At 50.6% G+C, this 17653-nt stretch carries 14 protein-coding genes and 2 pseudogenes; 7 read left to right on the forward strand and 9 right to left on the reverse strand.

Features of this window, described 5'->3' with window-relative positions:
- The first annotated feature begins 39 nt into the window (after window positions 1-39).
- From AArcSt2_RS13910 to AArcSt2_RS13930, 5 genes are all read left to right on the forward strand, one after another.
- Complete coding sequence (locus tag AArcSt2_RS13910) at window positions 40-261, forward strand: YgaP family membrane protein (RefSeq protein WP_174655065.1); 222 nt, start codon at window positions 40-42, stop codon at window positions 259-261.
- The gene (locus tag AArcSt2_RS13915; RefSeq protein WP_250585462.1) at window positions 261-491 is read left to right on the forward strand and encodes a DUF7542 family protein; all 231 of its coding nucleotides are present in this window, start codon (window positions 261-263) and stop codon (window positions 489-491) included. Before AArcSt2_RS13910 ends, AArcSt2_RS13915 begins: the two co-directional genes overlap by 1 nt.
- 243 nt (window positions 492-734) lie before the next feature.
- On the forward strand, window positions 735-1370 hold the full coding sequence (locus AArcSt2_RS13920; RefSeq protein ID WP_250585464.1) for a vitamin K epoxide reductase family protein: 636 nt from the start codon (window positions 735-737) through the stop codon (window positions 1368-1370).
- A gap of 101 nt (window positions 1371-1471) precedes the next feature.
- Window positions 1472-2953, forward strand: a complete 1482-nt coding sequence (locus AArcSt2_RS13925; RefSeq protein ID WP_250585466.1) for an AMP phosphorylase — start codon at window positions 1472-1474, stop codon at window positions 2951-2953.
- Window positions 2954-5677, forward strand: a complete 2724-nt coding sequence (locus tag AArcSt2_RS13930; RefSeq protein WP_250585468.1) for a cation-translocating P-type ATPase — start codon at window positions 2954-2956, stop codon at window positions 5675-5677.
- Window positions 5678-5685: 8 nt separating this feature from the next.
- On the opposite strand, the gene AArcSt2_RS13935 is transcribed toward AArcSt2_RS13930, so the two are convergent.
- From AArcSt2_RS13935 to AArcSt2_RS13965, 6 genes and pseudogenes are all read right to left on the reverse strand, one after another.
- Window positions 5686-6798 (reverse strand): aminotransferase class V-fold PLP-dependent enzyme, encoded by a 1113-nt coding sequence (locus AArcSt2_RS13935; protein WP_250585470.1) that lies wholly within the window; start codon window positions 6796-6798, stop codon window positions 5686-5688.
- A pseudogene (locus AArcSt2_RS16865) lies at window positions 6795-7789 on the reverse strand (NAD(P)/FAD-dependent oxidoreductase). Before AArcSt2_RS16865 ends, AArcSt2_RS13935 begins: the two are co-directional and overlap by 4 nt.
- A gap of 3 nt (window positions 7790-7792) precedes the next feature.
- Entirely contained in the window at window positions 7793-8140 is a 348-nt protein-coding gene (locus tag AArcSt2_RS13950) for a thioredoxin family protein (protein WP_174655058.1), read from the reverse strand.
- Between the two features lie 68 nt (window positions 8141-8208).
- Window positions 8209-11151: a PAS domain S-box protein gene (locus AArcSt2_RS13955; RefSeq protein WP_250585474.1), complete on the reverse strand. Its 2943-nt coding sequence runs from the start codon at window positions 11149-11151 to the stop codon at window positions 8209-8211.
- 112 nt (window positions 11152-11263) lie between these two features.
- On the reverse strand, window positions 11264-11713 hold the full coding sequence (locus AArcSt2_RS13960) for a universal stress protein (RefSeq protein WP_174655056.1): 450 nt from the start codon (window positions 11711-11713) through the stop codon (window positions 11264-11266).
- Window positions 11714-11774: 61 nt separating this feature from the next.
- Window positions 11775-12221 (reverse strand): universal stress protein, encoded by a 447-nt coding sequence (locus AArcSt2_RS13965; RefSeq protein ID WP_174655055.1) that lies wholly within the window; start codon window positions 12219-12221, stop codon window positions 11775-11777.
- A gap of 100 nt (window positions 12222-12321) precedes the next feature.
- Here AArcSt2_RS13965 and fdhF point away from each other — a divergent pair, with 100 nt between their 5' ends.
- Window positions 12322-14358 carry a formate dehydrogenase subunit alpha gene (fdhF, locus tag AArcSt2_RS13970; RefSeq protein ID WP_250585476.1) on the forward strand — a complete coding sequence of 679 codons (2037 nt, stop codon included), beginning with the start codon at window positions 12322-12324 and terminating at the stop codon, window positions 14356-14358.
- A 24-nt stretch (window positions 14359-14382) separates the two neighbouring features.
- On the opposite strand, the gene AArcSt2_RS13975 is transcribed toward fdhF, so the two are convergent.
- Entirely contained in the window at window positions 14383-14790 is a 408-nt protein-coding gene (locus tag AArcSt2_RS13975; protein WP_250585478.1) for a helix-turn-helix domain-containing protein, read from the reverse strand.
- 213 nt (window positions 14791-15003) lie between these two features.
- On the opposite strand from AArcSt2_RS13975, the gene AArcSt2_RS13980 reads away from it, so the two are divergent.
- Window positions 15004-15855, forward strand: a complete 852-nt coding sequence (locus AArcSt2_RS13980; protein WP_174655051.1) for a universal stress protein — start codon at window positions 15004-15006, stop codon at window positions 15853-15855.
- Between the two features lie 50 nt (window positions 15856-15905).
- On the opposite strand, the gene AArcSt2_RS13985 is transcribed toward AArcSt2_RS13980, so the two are convergent.
- Entirely contained in the window at window positions 15906-17153 is a 1248-nt protein-coding gene (locus AArcSt2_RS13985) for a M20 family metallopeptidase (protein ID WP_250585480.1), read from the reverse strand.
- A 125-nt stretch (window positions 17154-17278) separates the two neighbouring features.
- A pseudogene (locus tag AArcSt2_RS13990) lies at window positions 17279-17461 on the reverse strand (protoporphyrinogen oxidase); the annotation flags it as partial.
- Window positions 17462-17653: the final 192 nt, after the last annotated feature.

Raw genomic sequence — 17653 nt, forward strand, 5'->3', positions numbered from 1 at the left:
ACACCATTATTGCTCAGAAGAAACAATACTAGAACAACTATGGAAACAAATGTTGGAGAGGCAGACCGAATTGCACGGATTGGAGCAGGTGCTGTTGCAGGCGGGCTATCGCTTGCGATTTTAGCAGGAATTGTTGAATTGGGTGGGTCAATCGCAGCAGTACTAGGGATCGTGGCGGTAGTGATGTTTTTCACCGCTGCAACGCGAAGTTGTGGTGCCTACAGCCTCCTTGGAATGGATACCTGCAAGCGCGAAATATAATGAAAGAAACAAGCGTCACTGTCACGTGTTCCGAATGTGAGTACGAGTCCGTGTTTCAAAAGTTGTCAGATGCACGTGTTGCACTCGCAGCGCATGAGACAGAGACGGGACATGTCGTCGACTGGTCGATCGAGAAGCTCTCTGCAGGTGTTGAAAAAGCGGGAGACGACGCAGGTGTCTGTGGGATTCCAGGACTCGAAAATCCAAAGACACCGCTAATACGATTCTAGCCACTGAAAGCCAACGAAACCCCGTATCACAAGCGAACGATCGCTGTCTCACCCGAATCTGTTGCAGTTTTTTGATTACTGTGCATTAGATAGATATCGAGAGCCACTATTGTATTGAATCAACACCACTATAGCTACCAGATGCCGTTTTACACGATATTAGCAGCCAATGTCACTTTGTAATTTTAGGTATTGTACAAGATTCACAATACTTATGTAGGAACGAGCCAAACGTATTCTTGTATGTCAGTAGAAACTCGAAACAAGACGGGATTTGAATACGAGTGGGATTACTCACCGAGGGTTTCGACCCTCCTTGGTGTGTTTACGTCGGTTGCGATCGTGGGATGGCTAGTAACAGTCATGCTGACCGCAATCCACCTATTTGCAATCCCTGCAATTCCAGCCGATGCACCGGTTCAAGGAAGTATTGAAGTGATCACCAGCCCGTGGGCCTACGTGTTTGGAATTCCACTTGCAACGCTTGGTGGCTTCTACTACCTGACCACGATAGGGCTTGCCCTCTGGTGGTTTGACGCTCGTCATCCGTTGATCATCAAGATTCTCACGCCAATCACCGCATCGGGTGTAGTGTTCTCATCGTACTTCGTCTACCTGCAGCTTGGCGTTATTGGAGAAATCTGTCCGTTCTGTATGGTCTCTGCCGGGGCAACGTTCCTCCTCTTTGGACTTGAGCTTGCAGTCCTCTCAAAGAGCTCAACGCCATCGCTCACGGATATGATGGGCGATCTCAAACACGTCGTTGCGGATACCAACGTTGCTGGAATCCTCGTCCCGGTATTCATTGGTGTTGCCACCTTGGTTGGAATGTTTGCCGTGCCGATGCTCCCACTCCCTGAAGCAGTTCCGTTTGTCTAAAAGCCGGCTACCGGTTCTATTTTGAAGATATTGCGTTTTGAGTACAATAGTATCAATTTTCATAAATTAACATATTATAATTCGGTGTCAATATCAGCGGTATGGAACTTTCCGTGGTCCCCATCGATCTGGATAGCGACACACCGACCGTTGTGTTACATGGGGATGATGCAATAGAGATCGGCGTCCATCCGATGGACCGCGTTCAGCTTACACAGAATGGTGGCGTGACGATCGGCGTTGTCAAAGAGACAACTGCGCTTGTCGACCGTGGAGAGGTGGGGTTGACACAGCCGCTATCACAGCTCACAGGGACGGTGACTGTCAAGCCGGCACCATACCCACAATCGATGCGATATATCCGACGAAAGCTGGATGATAATGAACTCAGCCGATCGGAGATTCGGACCATTGTCCAGGACATCAACAATAATCGTCTCACAGATGTCGAATTAAGCGCATACGTTACTGGAATATACACGAACGGGCTGTCGCTTGAGGAAACAACATTTCTAACCGAATGTATGGCTGACGTGGGCGATCGAATCAACTGGGACGAACCGGTGATTGCGGACAAACACAGCATTGGTGGTGTTCCAGGAAATCGCACAACACCGATTGTCGTTGCGATCGTCGCTGCCGCAGGTGTGAAGATTCCAAAAACCTCATCACGTGCAATAACCTCTCCTGCGGGAACAGCGGACACGATGGAGGTATTCTGTCCGGTTGACCTCACTCGTGAGTCAATCGAACGCGTCGTCAGAAATACAAACGGCTGTCTTGTCTGGGGTGGTTCTGTTGATCTCTCACCCGTGGACGATCGAATTATTCAGGTTGAAACCCCACTGTCGATCGATCCACACGGACAGGTGATCGCATCTGTCCTCTCGAAAAAACGGAGCGCAGGCTCCACGCACGTTGTGATTGATATCCCATATGGAGAGGGTGCGAAAGTTGAGAGTCTGCCCGAGAGTCGAAAATTAGCACGGGATTTCAAACGTGTTGGCGAGCATCTAGGTATGCGAGTGACCTGTCTAATTACGCGTGGGAGTGGGCCGATCGGGAGCGGTATCGGGCCTGCATTAGAGGCACGCGACGTATTAGCGGTGCTTGAAGGAACAGGCCCAGGAGATCTGCGATCAAAAAGTGTACAGTTGGCTGCAAAGCTGCTAGAGCTCTGTGACGTCGATGCAGATGCGGATGAGTTGCTCGCTTCGGGTCACGCAGCGGAGTCCTTCCGACAGATAGTTGACGCACAGGGCGGCGATTCAACAATAACAACGGCATCAATTCCAATTGGTGAGCAGACAAAAACCGTGTATGCATCCCGAGACGGGGTCGTGACACATATAGACAACAGTGCAGTGAGTGACGTTGCCCGACGAGCGGGCGCACCAAAAGATATCGAAGCAGGAATTGTGCTCCATGAGAACGTCGGTACAACAGTTTCGCAAGGCGATCGGCTCTTCACAATTCATGCACAAGCAACGGCGAAACTCAACGATGCGGTCGAACTTGCCGATCGAGTGTCCGTGTATAGAATACTCCATCCGGATGAGACGCTCATTGAGCAGGTCGGGTAGATGTCAGTAGAAGAGACAACCCAGAAGTCGTCAGCTTCAGAGAACGCGTGGCATGCACTTGATCGCGATGATGTGCTACAAGCATTGGATACGACACCGGACGGTCTCTCGGATGCACAGGTAGCTGAGCGGCAAGCAGAGCACGGCCCAAATACCGTTCAGCGCAACGCAACAACCTCGAAGCTTGCAATTTTGTTACATCAGTTCACAAGCCCGCTCATCTATGTGTTGCTTATCGCGTTTGGTATCACGGTTTTCATCGGACACTATCCGGATGCAATCGTCATTGCTGCAGTTTTACTAATCAATGCAGTGATCGGCTTCTATCAGGAGTATCGAGCGGAGAATGCGATGGCTGCGCTCGCAAACCTTGTCTCACCAACTGCCAGAGTGCGTCGAGACGGCGAACCAGCCGACGTAGAGAGCGAGAAACTGGTTCCAGGCGATATTGTGCTCCTTGAGTCCGGATCGCTTGTCCCTGCAGACCTCCGGTTGCTTTCGGAGACGGATCTCAAGATCGAGGAGTCAATCCTCACCGGCGAGTCAGCGGCCGTTTCGAAAACGATCGAGACAGTGTCCACAGAGACGGTTGTTGGCGACCGATCGAATATGGCGCATATGGGGTCCGCAGTAACAACAGGGAGAGCAGTCGGTGTTGTCGTTGCAACAGGTGCTGATACCGAAATTGGGACGATTGCAGGGCAGATGCGTGAGACAACTCGTGCGGCAACCCCACTGCAAACACGGATGCGACACTTTGGAAATCGGATCAGCATCGCGATTGTAGGTGTGAGCGTTGTCGTCTTCGGGATTGGACTCTTGCAAGGAATTGCAGTCACGGATATCTTTTTATTGGCGGTTGCGATCGCCGTTGCAGCGATTCCAGAAGGGCTGCCGATTGTGATGACCGTTGCACTCGCAGTGAGCGTTGCTCGGATGGCCGATCGGAATGCGATCATCCGGCGGCTGCCTGCTGTTGAGACGCTGGGCAGCTGTACGGTTATTCTGTCCGATAAGACGGGGACGCTCACGGAGAATCGAATGACAGTCCAACAGCTCCGTGTCGATGGATCGGTCTACACCGTCACAGGTGGTGGCGATACAACTGAAGGTGCAATCGAGCAGAATGGGGAGCCAGTTGCGATCGACGAAGCGAGTGCAGTATATGACGCACTCAGGGCAGGCGTCTTGGCAAACGAGTCTCGGATACGCACACAAACGGAGGACAATACGGAGCGTATCGAACTGCTCGGCGACCCCACAGAAACGGCACTGCTTGTCGCTGGGGCAAAGGTTGGATTACATAGAGAACAGCTGCTGGAAACGACCCCGGAGATCGGACAGATCCCATTTGAGTCCGATCGGCAGTTTGCAGCAACAGCCCACAAGACACCAGACGGCCCACAGACATATTTCAAGGGTGCCCCTGAGCGAATTATTGCGATGTGTACAGATGCCCGTGTAAACGGAGCGTCCGAACCGATCGATCGTGAGGCAATTTTGGCAGCGGCACACGAGATGGCAAATGATGGGCTTCGAGTCTTAGCCGTTGCGACCGGAGCGGGCGATCGAACAGAGAGTGAATCGTTGGATGGGCTCACGCTCCTTGGCCTCATTGGAATGAGGGACCCCCCTCGAAACGGCGTTCCAGATGCTATTGTGGCATGCCACAATGCAGGAATGCGTGTGCTCATGGTGACAGGAGATCATGCAGCAACTGCGGGGGCGATTGCAAAACAGATCGGAATTGAGAGCGACACAGTGCTTACTGGGGCAGATGTGGCAGCACTCTCTGATGAAGAGCTTACAGAACAGTTGCAAACGACATCTGTGTTTGCCCGGATCAGCCCAACACAGAAACTCCGGCTGACGGAGTTATTACAAGCAGATGGCGAAATCGTTGCAGTGACTGGGGATGGGGTGAATGATGCACCGGCACTCAAATCCGCACATATTGGTGCCGCAATGGGGATCACTGGGACCGACGTTGCCAAAGAGGCAAGTGAAATGGTGCTCACTGATGATAACTTCACAACGATCTACGCTGCGGTTGAGGAGGGACGGACGGTCTTTGCCAATATCGCAAAAGCAACGACATTCCTCCTCTCGACTGGTGTTGGGCTTGTCCTTGCATTCCTTGCAACGTTCACATTAACCGCATTTGGGGTGTTTGCTGTAGCAGATGATGACGTCTTCCCGCTGCTTTTGATCCCTGCACAGGTGCTGTGGCTCAATGTGGTAACAAACGGAATCCAAGATGTTGCGCTTGCGTTTGAGCCAGGAGAGCCCCAACAGTACGAGCGCCCACCAAATGATCCAAACGCTGGACTGTTATCCGGGTTCCTCCTCGAACGAACCGCCGTCGCAGGTGTGTTGCTAGCGGTTGTTGCTGTAGCCATGTTCTGGTGGCAGCTATCAACTGGCGTGTCGATCGAGTATGCACAAACTGCAACATTAACACTGCTTGTGATTTCGATGGCATTGTATGTCGGTGCCTGCCGATCGGAGACGCAGTCTATCTTCGAAAAAAGCCTATTTTCAAACCGGATGCTGTTTGTTGGAACGATCGCTGCAGTGGCGATCCACATTGGTGCGCTCTATTTCGGCCCAACACAGTTTCTCCTCGGTGTACAGCCGCTGACAACGGAGACGTGGCTCACGATCGGGCTGCTAGCTCCAGCAACGCTCGTTGTTGTTGAGATTCACAAATACATCCGGAGGTGAAAACAGCCTCACAGCTGATCGACAAGCGCAGTTGCTACTGCGTCAACCTCGGTTTCTGTTGAAACCGCATGGATTGACACACGGACTGCATTTGGGATCGGGAGCGATCGAACGACGATATCTTCATCACGAAGCGCTGATACGGCGGCGTCTGCGTCTGGGACACGAACAGTGACAAGCCCGGATTCGAACTGTTGTGGACTGAGGAGCTGTGCATCCGGGATATGCGATTTGAATCGATCAGTGAGTGCTTCAATTCGGGACTCGATTGTGTCAAGCCCAACTGATTCGATCGCATCGATCGCTTCAACAAGCCCGGTGTGTGGTCCAAGCGAGGTTGAACCGATTTCAAACCGTTTGGCTCCGGGTTTGAAGCTGATTTCGTCCGCGCCTGCGTTCTCAACGCTTCGATAGCCAACCGATCGGGGAGTGAGCGAGGCTGCTGCATCCTGGGAGACGTACAGGAACCCTGCACCCCATGGGCCGAGAAGCCACTTGTGCCCGGCTGCTGCGACTGCATCCGCGCCCCAGTCGTGAACAGCAAACGGCTGTTGGCCGGGGACCTGAACTGCATCAACAAGTGTAAACACACCAGCGGAGGATGCAATATCCACAAGGTCGCTCACTGGAAGTTTCGTTCCGTGTGTCCACGTGATAGCACTGAAACAGGCGAGTGTCGCATCGGAAACCGCATCGCTGAACTCGTTGAGATCAATCTGGCCGTCTGTAGTTTCGACTTCGCGAACCTCGACACCATATTCCTCCAGCCGTTTCCATGGCAGCACACCTGCAGGGTGCTCGACATCGGTGCGAACGACAACATCTCCAGGTCCCCACTCAAATCCGGATGCAACTCGGTTGATTCCATCCGTTGTGCTCTCAGTGAGTGCAATCTCATCAGTGTCTGCACCAACGAACGCCGCGACGTTTGCACGGAGTTCCTCGTATGTGTCAAATGCGACCGTGTATGGATCGTTGACACCTGAGTCGTATTCGTGCGCTGAAACTGCGTCAGTGACTGCATCCACCACATAGCGTGGGCTTGGCCCGTGTGCACCAAAATTAAAATATGCTGCATCTTGGAGCGCTGGAATGTCAGCACGTATCTCAAGCGGCGTCATTGAATGGGTGCCTCTACTTCCGGCTGTGCTTCGAGAGACGCTTCTGCATCCAGTGCAGCCATCGACCCGGTTCCAGCCGCGGTAATCGCTTGTTGATAGACCGAGTCAGCAACATCACCAGCTGCAAACACGCCATCAATACCAGTATGAGTCGTGCCCGGATCGGTCTGAATGTACCCTTCTTCATCCAACACAATCTCCGTGTCTTCAAGGAACGATGTATTTGGAATATGGCCGATACCATAGAACACACCTTGAACGGTGAGTCGTTCCGTCTCAACAGTTTTTCCCTCTGATTCACGCTTCGTTGGATGTCCATCAGGATGTGAGATGATCGAGACGGCATCGACACCGGTTTCTTGATCACCGTGGATCTCAACAAGTTCGCTGTTCCATTTGAACGAGATCTTCTCGTTATTCAGCGCTCGATCGATCATAATTTCGGATGCTCGAAGCGAGTCACGGCGGTGGATGACCGTGACGGAGTCTGCAAACTTTGTGAGAAGAGCGCTTCCTCCATTGCAGAGTCACCACCACCAACGACAACAACATCATTGCCACGGTGGAATGCCCCATCACAGGTCGCACACGAGGAGAGCCCATACCCCATGAGTGCATCCTCACCAGGGACACCAAGCGTTCGTGCGCTTGCTCCAGTGGCTATCACGATCGATCGGGTCGTCAGTGTCTCACCGTTTGCAATCGAGAGGCGAAATGGGCGACGGTCAAGGGCTGCATCAACGACAACACCGTGTTTGAACGTTGCACCAAATCGTTCCGCTTGCTCTTTGCCTCGGCTGATGAGTTCATGGCCACCAACACCCGATGGGAACCCGAGATAGTTTTCAACGTCTGTTGTGAGAGTGAGTTGCCCCCCTGGCTCTCCACCATGAAGCACGATCGGGTCAAGATCAGCACGAGCAGCATAGATCGCTGCTGACTGGCCAGCGATCCCAGACCCGATGATGACAATATTGTGAATGTCAGTCATTACTTACTGGTTGTATCTCCCAATGAGCGAGGCGAGTTGGTCTTCGGACTGTACGCCGACCAGTTTCTCGACAAGTTCGCCATCAACAAACAATCCAAGCGTCGGGATTCCACGAACACCATACTGCCCAGCGACACCGTTGAATCGGTCAACGTCGACTTTCAACACGGTTGCAGCAGTGTTCTGTGCGATGGCATCAACTGTTGGCTCCATCATTTTACACGGGCCACACCAGTCCGCATAGAAGTCAACAAGCACAACACCTGCGTCAGCGACAACGTTTGAGAGGTCGTCTGAACCGTCAAATTCGATCGGTTTCGACGTGTCAACTGTGGTAAGGTCTGCTGTCATCAGTAGTAGATACGCTCTCAACCAATATAATAGTTTTGTATACTTTGCACAATACAAACAATAGCTAATCACGTACGCGGAAGTCCGGAGACAGTGAATACAGAACCAACTGGATCGTTATCTGAAACAGTAACCGTCCCCCCATAGCGTTCAGTTAATGTTTCAACAAGGTACAGACCGAGACCAGTGCCATCGCTTTCAAGCCCTTTTTTGCCCTCATTAAATATTGCTTCTTTGTGTTCATCGGGGATACCCGGACCGTTATCACGAATTTCCACACTAACAGCTTCATCGGTTGTTGTAACTGAAATAGCTACTTCTGGAGTCGCATTATTGTTATGCTGGATCGCATTTTTGAGTAAGTTACGGAATACAGAGCTAAGCATCGTATCAGCGCGAACCATCACGTGCGGAATCTCACCTTCGATCGTCACAACCGCATCTGCAAACGAGTTTCGGACATCTGTAACTTCGTTTATAATCGCCTGTCGAAGATGAATTGACGTGAAATCAGACTCATCCTGAAGGAGTACTGTGGCCACGTTTCGAGCCGTTTCAGTGAGATCAACAGCGTTTCGTGCGCTCGACAGAATTTTTTCAATATACGTTTGTGCTGGTGTGTCTGCGTCAATCTCCGTTTTAATCATCTCCGCATACGCAGTAACGATCTGAAGATCATTTCGGATATCGTGGCGTACCATTTTGTTCAGAATCTCAAGATTGTCTCGTTGGGTTTCGATCGTCTCTTCGTACGATTTAAGTTCCGTTACATCTCGAGCATATCCAAGCAGCGCGCTCTCATTAACGCCAGCTAGTTGGAATGGAATCTTGGTTGTTTGGAGGATTCGAGTGTCGCCGTCCGCTGTAGTGAGCGTCTCTCTTTCAATCTCTTTTCTTTCACCGGATTCAATCACGTCCCGATCGTCTTTTCTGAACGCTTCAGCCTCCTCAGTATTGGACAGTAACTCGAAGTCCGTCTTGCCTTCAATGTTGTCAGTGCTGATTCCATAGTAGGTCGCAGTTGTGTTGTTTGCAAAGACGTACTCGCCATCGTTATTTTTGACAAATATCAGGTCAGGTACCAGATCGACGATTTGACGAAGTTGGCTCTGTGTCTGTTCAATTTCAGTTTCGTACGCTTTTCGCTCCGTTATGTCCCTAATAAATGCAAGGAACCGATCTTCACCATCAATATCAATTTTGTTGATCCACACCTCAACCGGAAATGTCGTCCCATCCTTTCGCTTGTGATGTCCTTCAAGAGAGATTGTCTCTCCAACAGACATCTCTTGCCACAGGTGACGTAGTTCATCATTGGTGAAATCTGTTTCATAATCAGAGACGCTGAGCCCGAAGAGTTCATTCTTAGCGTATCCCAAATCGGCAGCCGCTTTTTGATTAATATCGTAAACTGAACCCGCAGAATCATGGAGGATGATTCCATCCGGTGCATCCTCAAACAGTGCACGAAACCGCTTCTCGCTTTTTTCGAGCGACTGTTCGTAGAGTTTCTGTTCTGTGATGTCGATATCAATACCTACGTATTTTATTATACTACCATCCTCGTCAAAGAGCGGTTGTGCACGTGTACGGGTCCATATCTCCTCTCCTGAGTCGTCAATAAAACGGAACTCTTGTTCAAACCCGGTCTCTTTATCAACAGCTGCACGGACGTTTGCTGCGACTCGATCGATATCGTTTGGATGAACGTACGATAAAAAGGCTGAAACAGTCCCATCAAACGACCCAACGTCTAATCCAAGCAATCGCTCAAGACTATCATCCCAAAATACATCGTCAGTTTGTACGTTCCACTCCCATGCGCCTGCATTTGCGGCTTCTAATGCGAGCGACAGCCGTTCTTGAGCCACAGCAGTTTTTTCTTTCTGTTCGATAATTGTCGTTACATCCTGTATGGTTCCACGGACGCGAACAACCTCACCATCCTCAATCTGTGGGTCGCCTCTTGTCTGTACCCAGCGCGTCTCACCTTCAGCCGTAACAAGTCGGAGTGTAAGTTCATACTGTGCACCATCTCTGATGGCACGCGTGAACGCATCTTCAATCAATTGTCGATCAGCAGGATGATAGGACCGAATGGCAGCATCTGAGTGCGGCTCGTTGGTAGTCGAGAGCCCGTAGATGTCGTACACTTTTGCTGTCCAGAGGAGACTCTCCGTCCGGCAGTCGTACTCCCACGCACCAACGTCTGCAATATCTTGTGTTTTTTTAAAAAGATCGTTTTGCCGTTCTAACTCACGGTCACGCTGTTTTTCTTCGCTTATTTTTATGCTGCTGGCAACAAAGCCGTTAGTCGGTGGATGTGTACTCGTATTGGTTCCAACCGTTCGGAGCCAGATCCACTCCTCATTCTTACACTGAAAACGGAACTCCAGTGAGCCCGTTCTGGTTGGATCTTCGATATTTTGTTCAACCGCTATTTTGACGGCTTTGCGATCGTCCGGATGGATATACGCATACACAGAGTCACCGACAAGCGCCCCCTGATCGTATCCAAGCACTCGTTCGACCGCTTTACTCTGATACTGAATTGTCCCGTCGTTGTCGAGGACAGTTGTGATTGCTGGAGACTGGTTAACGAACGACTTGTAGCGAGAAAACGTCTCAACTGCGTCAGCACCAGTACGCACTGACTCGATCGTACACAAAATAGGCCCAGTATCCGAACGGGAGAATGAGAGTTCGACTCTGAGCGGGTCGGTTGCTTCCTGGATCAGGACAGCTCCATTCCATTGTCCAGTGTTGGCAACAGCAGGGACGATCTCCGAATGAAATTGGTCAACGCTTGTCTCTGCAAGATACGCAGTCAGTTCGGTCTCCAAAAGTTCTGCTTCGTCAGTGTATCCGAATACGTCCACATATCGATGGTTTGCATAGAGATAGGTCCACTCGGTGTCGAGAATTGCCATCCCAGTATTCGACCCATCCAATGCGGCAGAAAATATGGACTCAGTGTGAAAAATACCCTCGTCCATAGGATCTTTTCCCATTATAAATATGTAGAAAATACACAATATATTACTGTTTGGGATATGGTGTCAAATGGACCCGGAGAAATGTCGTTAACCGCTGGTAGACAATTAAAACAGTTCAGATACAGGCTCACTCATTAACCGTTTCTCGGACGGTTGTGACAGGAATTGTTGCGTTACGTACAACTACTTTTGCAACCTCACCGATAAGTATCTCTTCAAGTCGTGATTGTCCGTGTAAGCCAATAATGATAAGATCGGAGCCATACAGTTCTGCGGCTTTGTTGATCATTTCAGGAACGCGTCCAACAGCAACACCCGTCTGGAGTGTAACGCTGTACTTATCCGCAATTTGTTGCGCACCTTCGAAGAGCTCTCTTGCGTGCTCGTTTCGATCTTCCAACCATTCTTCCCACATTCCTGGATGGTCACCCCACCCTCTTGAGGCGGTTTTGTCCGTTTCCCGATCGATAATGTAGAGTGTCGTGATGGTTGCAGCGCCGAACTCAGCACAGGTATATTTTAGTGCTTCTTTCGAAAGTGGGGAACCATCGTACGGCACAAGAATTTCTTCTGGCATATACTACACGCCGATAGTTAAACAGATAGCTGTACGTATCGTTCGATTGTGGAGATAGTCGTTATTCTACGGACGTTTTGACAATCGTCACTGGCTGCGAAGCCATTCGTGCAACGCGCTCTGTGACACTTCCAAGAAGCCGACGGTACTCCCCAGATCGATCTCTGGAACCAAGGACAATCACTTCAATATCGTTGTCAGTGGCATAGCGGAGAATTTCTTCATGTGGTTCCCCACGTGTCAAGTATGTCTCAACGGCAATTCCACGATCGCGTGCTCGTTGGGCAACGTCCTCAAGCGCCTCTTCGCCGGATTGGGTAAGTCCTGTTTCAAGACCCTCAAATTCGTGAACGTACTCATCTCCACTATAAGACTCGTACACTGACGAATCAATAACATGGAGAACATGTAGCGTCGCACCATAGCGATCGGCCGCATCAAGCGCATGAGCGGTTGCGTTCGATGCACCGTCGCTCCCATCTGTCGGCAGCAGTATTGAACCGTACATACACAGACCATCCATCGCCTAAAAAATATAGCATCGGATCGTTCTCATATCGTGGGAGTTGGGGCTCAACTTCTATTAGTGATGGAAATGATACCCACGTATGTCCAACTTTGACCGCCCACTAACGGAAACAACCAGTATTTGTCCCTACTGTGGTGTTGGGTGTGGATTGACAGTCAACAAAGAGACACACAAAGCGGGCGGCTGGAAAGCGCCCGTCAATAAACGCGGTGAGATCTGTCCAAAAGGCGCTGCAGCGTTTGAGATGGTGACAGACGAGGGCCGACTAACCACACCGCTTGCAAAAGATGGTGATTCGTTTGTCCCGATCTCGTGGGACGATGCATTCGATCGCATCGAATCGGAATTCAGTGCTATTTTCAATGAGCATGGGCCAACTGCGCTCAGTTTCTTCGCATCCTCAAACTGTAGCAACGAAGAGAACTACGTGCTCGGAAAGCTTGCACGAAGTCTTGGCACCAACAACATCGACAACTGTGCGCGGCTCTGTCACTCAGCGACCGTTGCGGCGATGCGAGATCGGTTCGGAACCGGCGCGATGACCAACTCGCTAGAAGATCTCACGGAGTCAGATGTGTATCTGATTGTCGGTGCAAACCCAGCAGTTAATCACCCGATCATCTTTCGATCGTACCTCCTCCCAGCAATCAGAAAGGGGACCAAAGTCATCCATATCGATCCGCGAGAAACGGATACGACCCGGCCAGCAACACATCATCTTCCGGTGAAACCAGGCTATGATATTCCATTACTCACGGCGATCGCTGCAACGATCGTCCAAGAAGGTCTCCATGACACATCGTTTATTGACGCCAGGCTCCATAACGTGGATGACGAACTAGCATGGCTCCGTGCAGTTGATATTGACGAGCACGCGTCACTTGCAGGTGTTGATCCGGAACCCGTCAGATCGGCCGCTCGATTGTATGCACGTGCCGATCGTGCTGCCATATTCACTGGGATGGGGATGAGCCAACATCATTGCGGGACCGCAAACGTTCATGCGCTTTTGAACCTTCCGCTGCTAACTGGACATATTGGAAAGCCAGGTACAGGAATCAATCCGCTTCGAGGGCAAAACAACGTGCAAGGAGCAAGCGATATGGGAACATTGCCTGATACCCTCCCAGGGTACGGGTCGGTTGCTTCCGAAGCCGATCGCGATCGCCTCGAAGCAGTGTGGGGTTTTGAACCACCGACGGAGCCAGGGCTCACAGAGGTCGAGGCAACACATGCGTTTGGAGACACCGTACATGGGGCGTATATTTTCGGAGAGAATCCAGCAGTGACGGAGCCAAACGCCTCGGTCGTGCGCGAAAGGCTCGACTCGATCGACTTCCTCGTTGTACACGATCTATTTGAGACCGAAACCGCAGCGTATGCTGATATCATTCTTCCGGGGAGCGCATGGGCAGAGCGGGAAGGAACCGTCACAAACACCGATCGACAAGTACAGCGAATGCATGCACTCACAGAGCCACCAGGTGATGCGAAGCCAGATCTCGAAATCCTCTGTGAACTTGCAGAGAGGCTCTCAGCGCATTCGTTCAGATATGACAGTACAGAGGAAGTGTTTACAGAGATCACCGAAGCGGTTCCGCAGTATAGCGGGATGTCTTACGACAAGTTAGCGACTGGCAGTCAACGGTGGCCGATCGCACACGGGGATGCAGCGGGTACAGCAGTGCTGCTTCGCGAACAGTTCCAGACGACGGATGGGAAGGCATCGATCAGACATGTCGAGCATGTTCCACCAGCAGATGAGCTTGGTGAGGGCCAACTTGTGTTAACTACTGGAAGGGTGATCGAACACTTCAACAGCGGTGCACTGACACGTCGATCAGGAATCCTGACAAAGATGCGGGCTAGCGACGAACTCCAAATTAACCCAGTGGATGCAGCGGCTCGAACTATCAAAGATGGGGATACAGTAACAGTCTCAAACGATCGTGGCAGTGTGACAGTGACTGCGAGCGTAACACCGGCAATCCAAGAAGGAACGGTATTTATGACGTTCCACTTCGCCGATCCGCTTGTTAATACACTGACCGGAGATGAACTCGACCCAGTTGCAAAAATACCGGAGTACAAACACAGCGCAGTTACGGTTTCATAAGTGAAAGTATATCGACCGTTGTCTTCACTGGGCTCCAGGTTCTTGTGGAGCTTCAAGAGCGGCTCCGTATTTGTCCTCAAATTGCTGCAACAGCTGTCCCATCTTTGCGTACCATGCATTCAACATCTGTTGCATCTCCTCCGTGATCTCATCCGATCCAACTGGTCTATAAACGTGGTAGTAGCCACCGTGTTCGTAGTTTCGCTGCTGTTTTTCAACGAGGCCGGAGTCTAAGAGACGCTGTATCGATCGATACGAGGTCGATCGTTCCCGATCGATCTCAGATGCAATCTCATCGATTGTGAGTGGCTGATCGTATCGAACGAGCGTCTGAAAACACTCCTTATCCAACGGCTTGAGACCATGAAAACATTCAAATAACCCTTCACATTCCATATCGCTTCGGAGCATCTCTGAGACGGACTGAGGCATATATGTACCATCTCAGCCGAAGAACAAAAATGTTTGTATAGTACAATATAGACATTTTAAGTAGGCTGTAGTAACTATGTCTGCATAAGAAACTTTGTCCGGTGTTCAACTCATATCGGGTATGAAGTGGTATATACATATATCCACATTCTCAGACTTTGATTGTGCTCAAAATGCACAATATTATGTTGATCGGGGACAGTATAGTTACGTATGAGAGTTGTTTACGCAACTGATCTTTCGGAGGCATCACATGCGGCTGTCCGGACACAGCCATGTTTGGAGTGTCTTCAGCGGATTGGCGTGACTGAGGTTCATCTCGTCACTGTTGTCGCAGCGGATATGCACTACGGGATGCCAGGATTTGATTTTGCAAAAACCAAAAAGCAGTTACTGCAGGGTCAAAAGAAGGTATTTGAGGATGCAGGCTTTGACGTCGAAACACACGTTGTTCGAGGCACGCCACATCGTCGTATCAACGGTGTTGCGGAGGCAGTTCATGCGGATATGATTATTGTGGGATCTCGGGGACAGAGTCCACTCCGCGATCGGGTGATCGGAAGCACCGCACGAAATATTGCTCGTACATCTGTTCGTCCTTTGTTGCTTCAGCGGATCACAAAAGATGGTGAGGAGTACGAAGTTGCTCGAAAGTACTTATTTAGAGACATCATGTTCGCCACTGATTTTTCAGAGAATGCAAATCAAGCATTTGAGCAGGTCAAACGAATTCGGAACGCGACCCAAAAGGTGACACTCCTTCATATACTGCCGCGCTACGAACTTGGGGAAGATGCCGATCGGGCACGTAAAGAGGCGAAAGACAAACTCCAGAGTCATGCAGAAACACTCGAACAGTGGAATATTGAGACTAAGATCATCATCAGGGAGGGAGAACCAATTACGGAGATTTTAGCTGTTGAAGAGGAAGTAAGTCCGACACTTACCGTCATTGGGTCGCGTGGCAAAAGTCGGCTTCGTCGGCTATTATTAGGTGGTACGTCGGAACGGATTGTTGGCCGAGCCAAAGGCAATGTGTTGTTGGTTCCGCCGCAAAGCCGGTAAGTGTGTGTGTACACGAAGATGTGATCCGAAGACGCAACGCGACGCTGTATTCAGTTTGCGTGTGGGTCTCCGCATAGTTCTGCAACAAGCCCCGCGTATATTTCCGTATTCTTCCGAAGTGCTTCGATCGTTGTGTACTCATCGACCCCATGAACCGTGTCAGTCCCTACGCCAAACTCAACGGTTGGAATACCTGCATTTCGGAGTTTCTTCACATCACCACCACCGGTGGCGCTTCGGGCATGGAGGCTCTTACCAGTAACAGCGGACACGGTGGACTGTAACGCCGATACAAGCGGACTTGAAAGCGGTTCGTATGTTCCTGTGCTCCAACTGACGTCTGCGATCGAAACCGCAGGAAACTCCGAGAGACACTCACGGATGTCAGAAAGCACCGCTTGCGTCCCAACGCCAGGACTGAGCCGGATATCGACACGAGCACGTGCCTGCTCTGGGACGCTGTTAACTGCGGTTCCACCTTCGATCGTCCCAACATTGACTGTTGGGTGTTCAAACAGTTCGGCCGCAGCCTCTCGACCGATCGAATCCGCATAATACTCGACTGACTCACCAATAATCGGCTCAACATCAGGAGAGAATTGGAATGTTCGGTCCGGGAGTCGCTGATTGAGTGCAGCAAGTACCTCACAGAGTCGATCGATCGCATTATCACCAATCATCGGACGTGACCCATGTGCAGCAGTTCCTTCTGCCGCAAGTGTGAGCCAGATGCTTCCTCGATCAGCAACGGTAACCGAGTATCGATCGATAGTGCTTGTTGTTTCGCCAATGACGGATGCATCAGCGCGAAGCATGTCGGCATCAAGTACTGATGGCAAGCCAGCTTGCCCTGCGGTCTCTTCATCGCTTACAAACAGAAATTGAACGGTTATTGGTGGCGTTGAATCCAAGGTAGCGAGTGTATCTGCAAGGACAAGCATTGATGCGAGTGCACCTTTCATGTCTGTCGCCCCCCGACCGTAGATGCGATTGTCGACACCCTCACCAAGCGGATCGTATGACCACTGCGAGTCATCAAATGGGACCGTATCGACGTGTCCCTGATACAGGAGCGTATACTCAGATTCACCGGGGATCGTCGCAAGCAGATTCGGTTTCGCCTCGTCCACAGCAAGCCGTCTTGTTTCGATGTTTCGATCGGTGAACCAGATTTCAAGCCAATCGATCGCCGCACGAGTCCCTCCGGGCGGGTTCTGCGTGTCGATCGAGAGCAGCGATAACAGAGTCTGGAAATACGTATCGTCAGGAACCGATCGGACAGACGCAGTGAGATGCATATTTGGGACTATGTATGAAGGGAATAAATATTGTATCTTTTTCACAATACAGACCCCATGCCCAAAATCTCGGATCTGTTTGTGCAAGTATGACACGAACGTGGAAAACAGTGTGTTCGTGGAGGCTATATCGTATCTTGGCTGTCAGTGGATGGTGGTGTGATACCCAGCCGCCCTTCAACAAATGCCGCAATATCGGCAGCAAACGCCTCAACTTCAGTCCAATCAGTGAATTCGACATCGCCGTGCGGGTCTAGATCTGGTATTTCGGAGATGGTACGCTTGGCAATCTGTTTCATCATCAGTCGTTATAAAATGAGGCTGAAATACTCATGCCTATTTTGTGCTTTTTTACTGGAGGTTAGTATACAATATATGCTAGATCCCACTATTGTAGTATACCAATACGTTATCCAAGGCAACCGCAAGCACCGGAAATAGCCGAGTTGAGAGCCGCAAACAAGAGCGTTGGTTTTCGATTCTATGAGAGGGCCATAGTC

The sequence above is a fragment of the Natronocalculus amylovorans genome (genome assembly GCF_023638035.1).
Lineage (GTDB): Archaea > Halobacteriota > Halobacteria > Halobacteriales > Haloferacaceae > Natronocalculus > Natronocalculus amylovorans.

Bases quoted from the DNA above. Each gene is read 5' to 3' on its own strand.
- AArcSt2_RS13910 (WP_174655065.1), top strand. From the start codon at position 40: ATGGAAACAAATGTTGGAGAGGCAGACCGAATTGCACGGATTGGAGCA.
- AArcSt2_RS13915 (WP_250585462.1), top strand. From the start codon at position 261: ATGAAAGAAACAAGCGTCACTGTCACGTGTTCCGAATGTGAGTACGAG.
- AArcSt2_RS13920 (WP_250585464.1), top strand. From the start codon at position 735: ATGTCAGTAGAAACTCGAAACAAGACGGGATTTGAATACGAGTGGGAT.
- AArcSt2_RS13925 (WP_250585466.1), top strand. From the start codon at position 1,472: ATGGAACTTTCCGTGGTCCCCATCGATCTGGATAGCGACACACCGACC.
- AArcSt2_RS13930 (WP_250585468.1), top strand. From the start codon at position 2,954: ATGTCAGTAGAAGAGACAACCCAGAAGTCGTCAGCTTCAGAGAACGCG.
- AArcSt2_RS13935 (WP_250585470.1), bottom strand. From the start codon at position 6,798: ATGACGCCGCTTGAGATACGTGCTGACATTCCAGCGCTCCAAGATGCA.
- AArcSt2_RS13950 (WP_174655058.1), bottom strand. From the start codon at position 8,140: ATGACAGCAGACCTTACCACAGTTGACACGTCGAAACCGATCGAATTT.
- AArcSt2_RS13955 (WP_250585474.1), bottom strand. From the start codon at position 11,151: ATGGGAAAAGATCCTATGGACGAGGGTATTTTTCACACTGAGTCCATA.
- AArcSt2_RS13960 (WP_174655056.1), bottom strand. From the start codon at position 11,713: ATGCCAGAAGAAATTCTTGTGCCGTACGATGGTTCCCCACTTTCGAAA.
- AArcSt2_RS13965 (WP_174655055.1), bottom strand. From the start codon at position 12,221: ATGTACGGTTCAATACTGCTGCCGACAGATGGGAGCGACGGTGCATCG.
- fdhF (WP_250585476.1), top strand. From the start codon at position 12,322: ATGTCCAACTTTGACCGCCCACTAACGGAAACAACCAGTATTTGTCCC.
- AArcSt2_RS13975 (WP_250585478.1), bottom strand. From the start codon at position 14,790: ATGCCTCAGTCCGTCTCAGAGATGCTCCGAAGCGATATGGAATGTGAA.
- AArcSt2_RS13980 (WP_174655051.1), top strand. From the start codon at position 15,004: ATGAGAGTTGTTTACGCAACTGATCTTTCGGAGGCATCACATGCGGCT.
- AArcSt2_RS13985 (WP_250585480.1), bottom strand. From the start codon at position 17,153: ATGCATCTCACTGCGTCTGTCCGATCGGTTCCTGACGATACGTATTTC.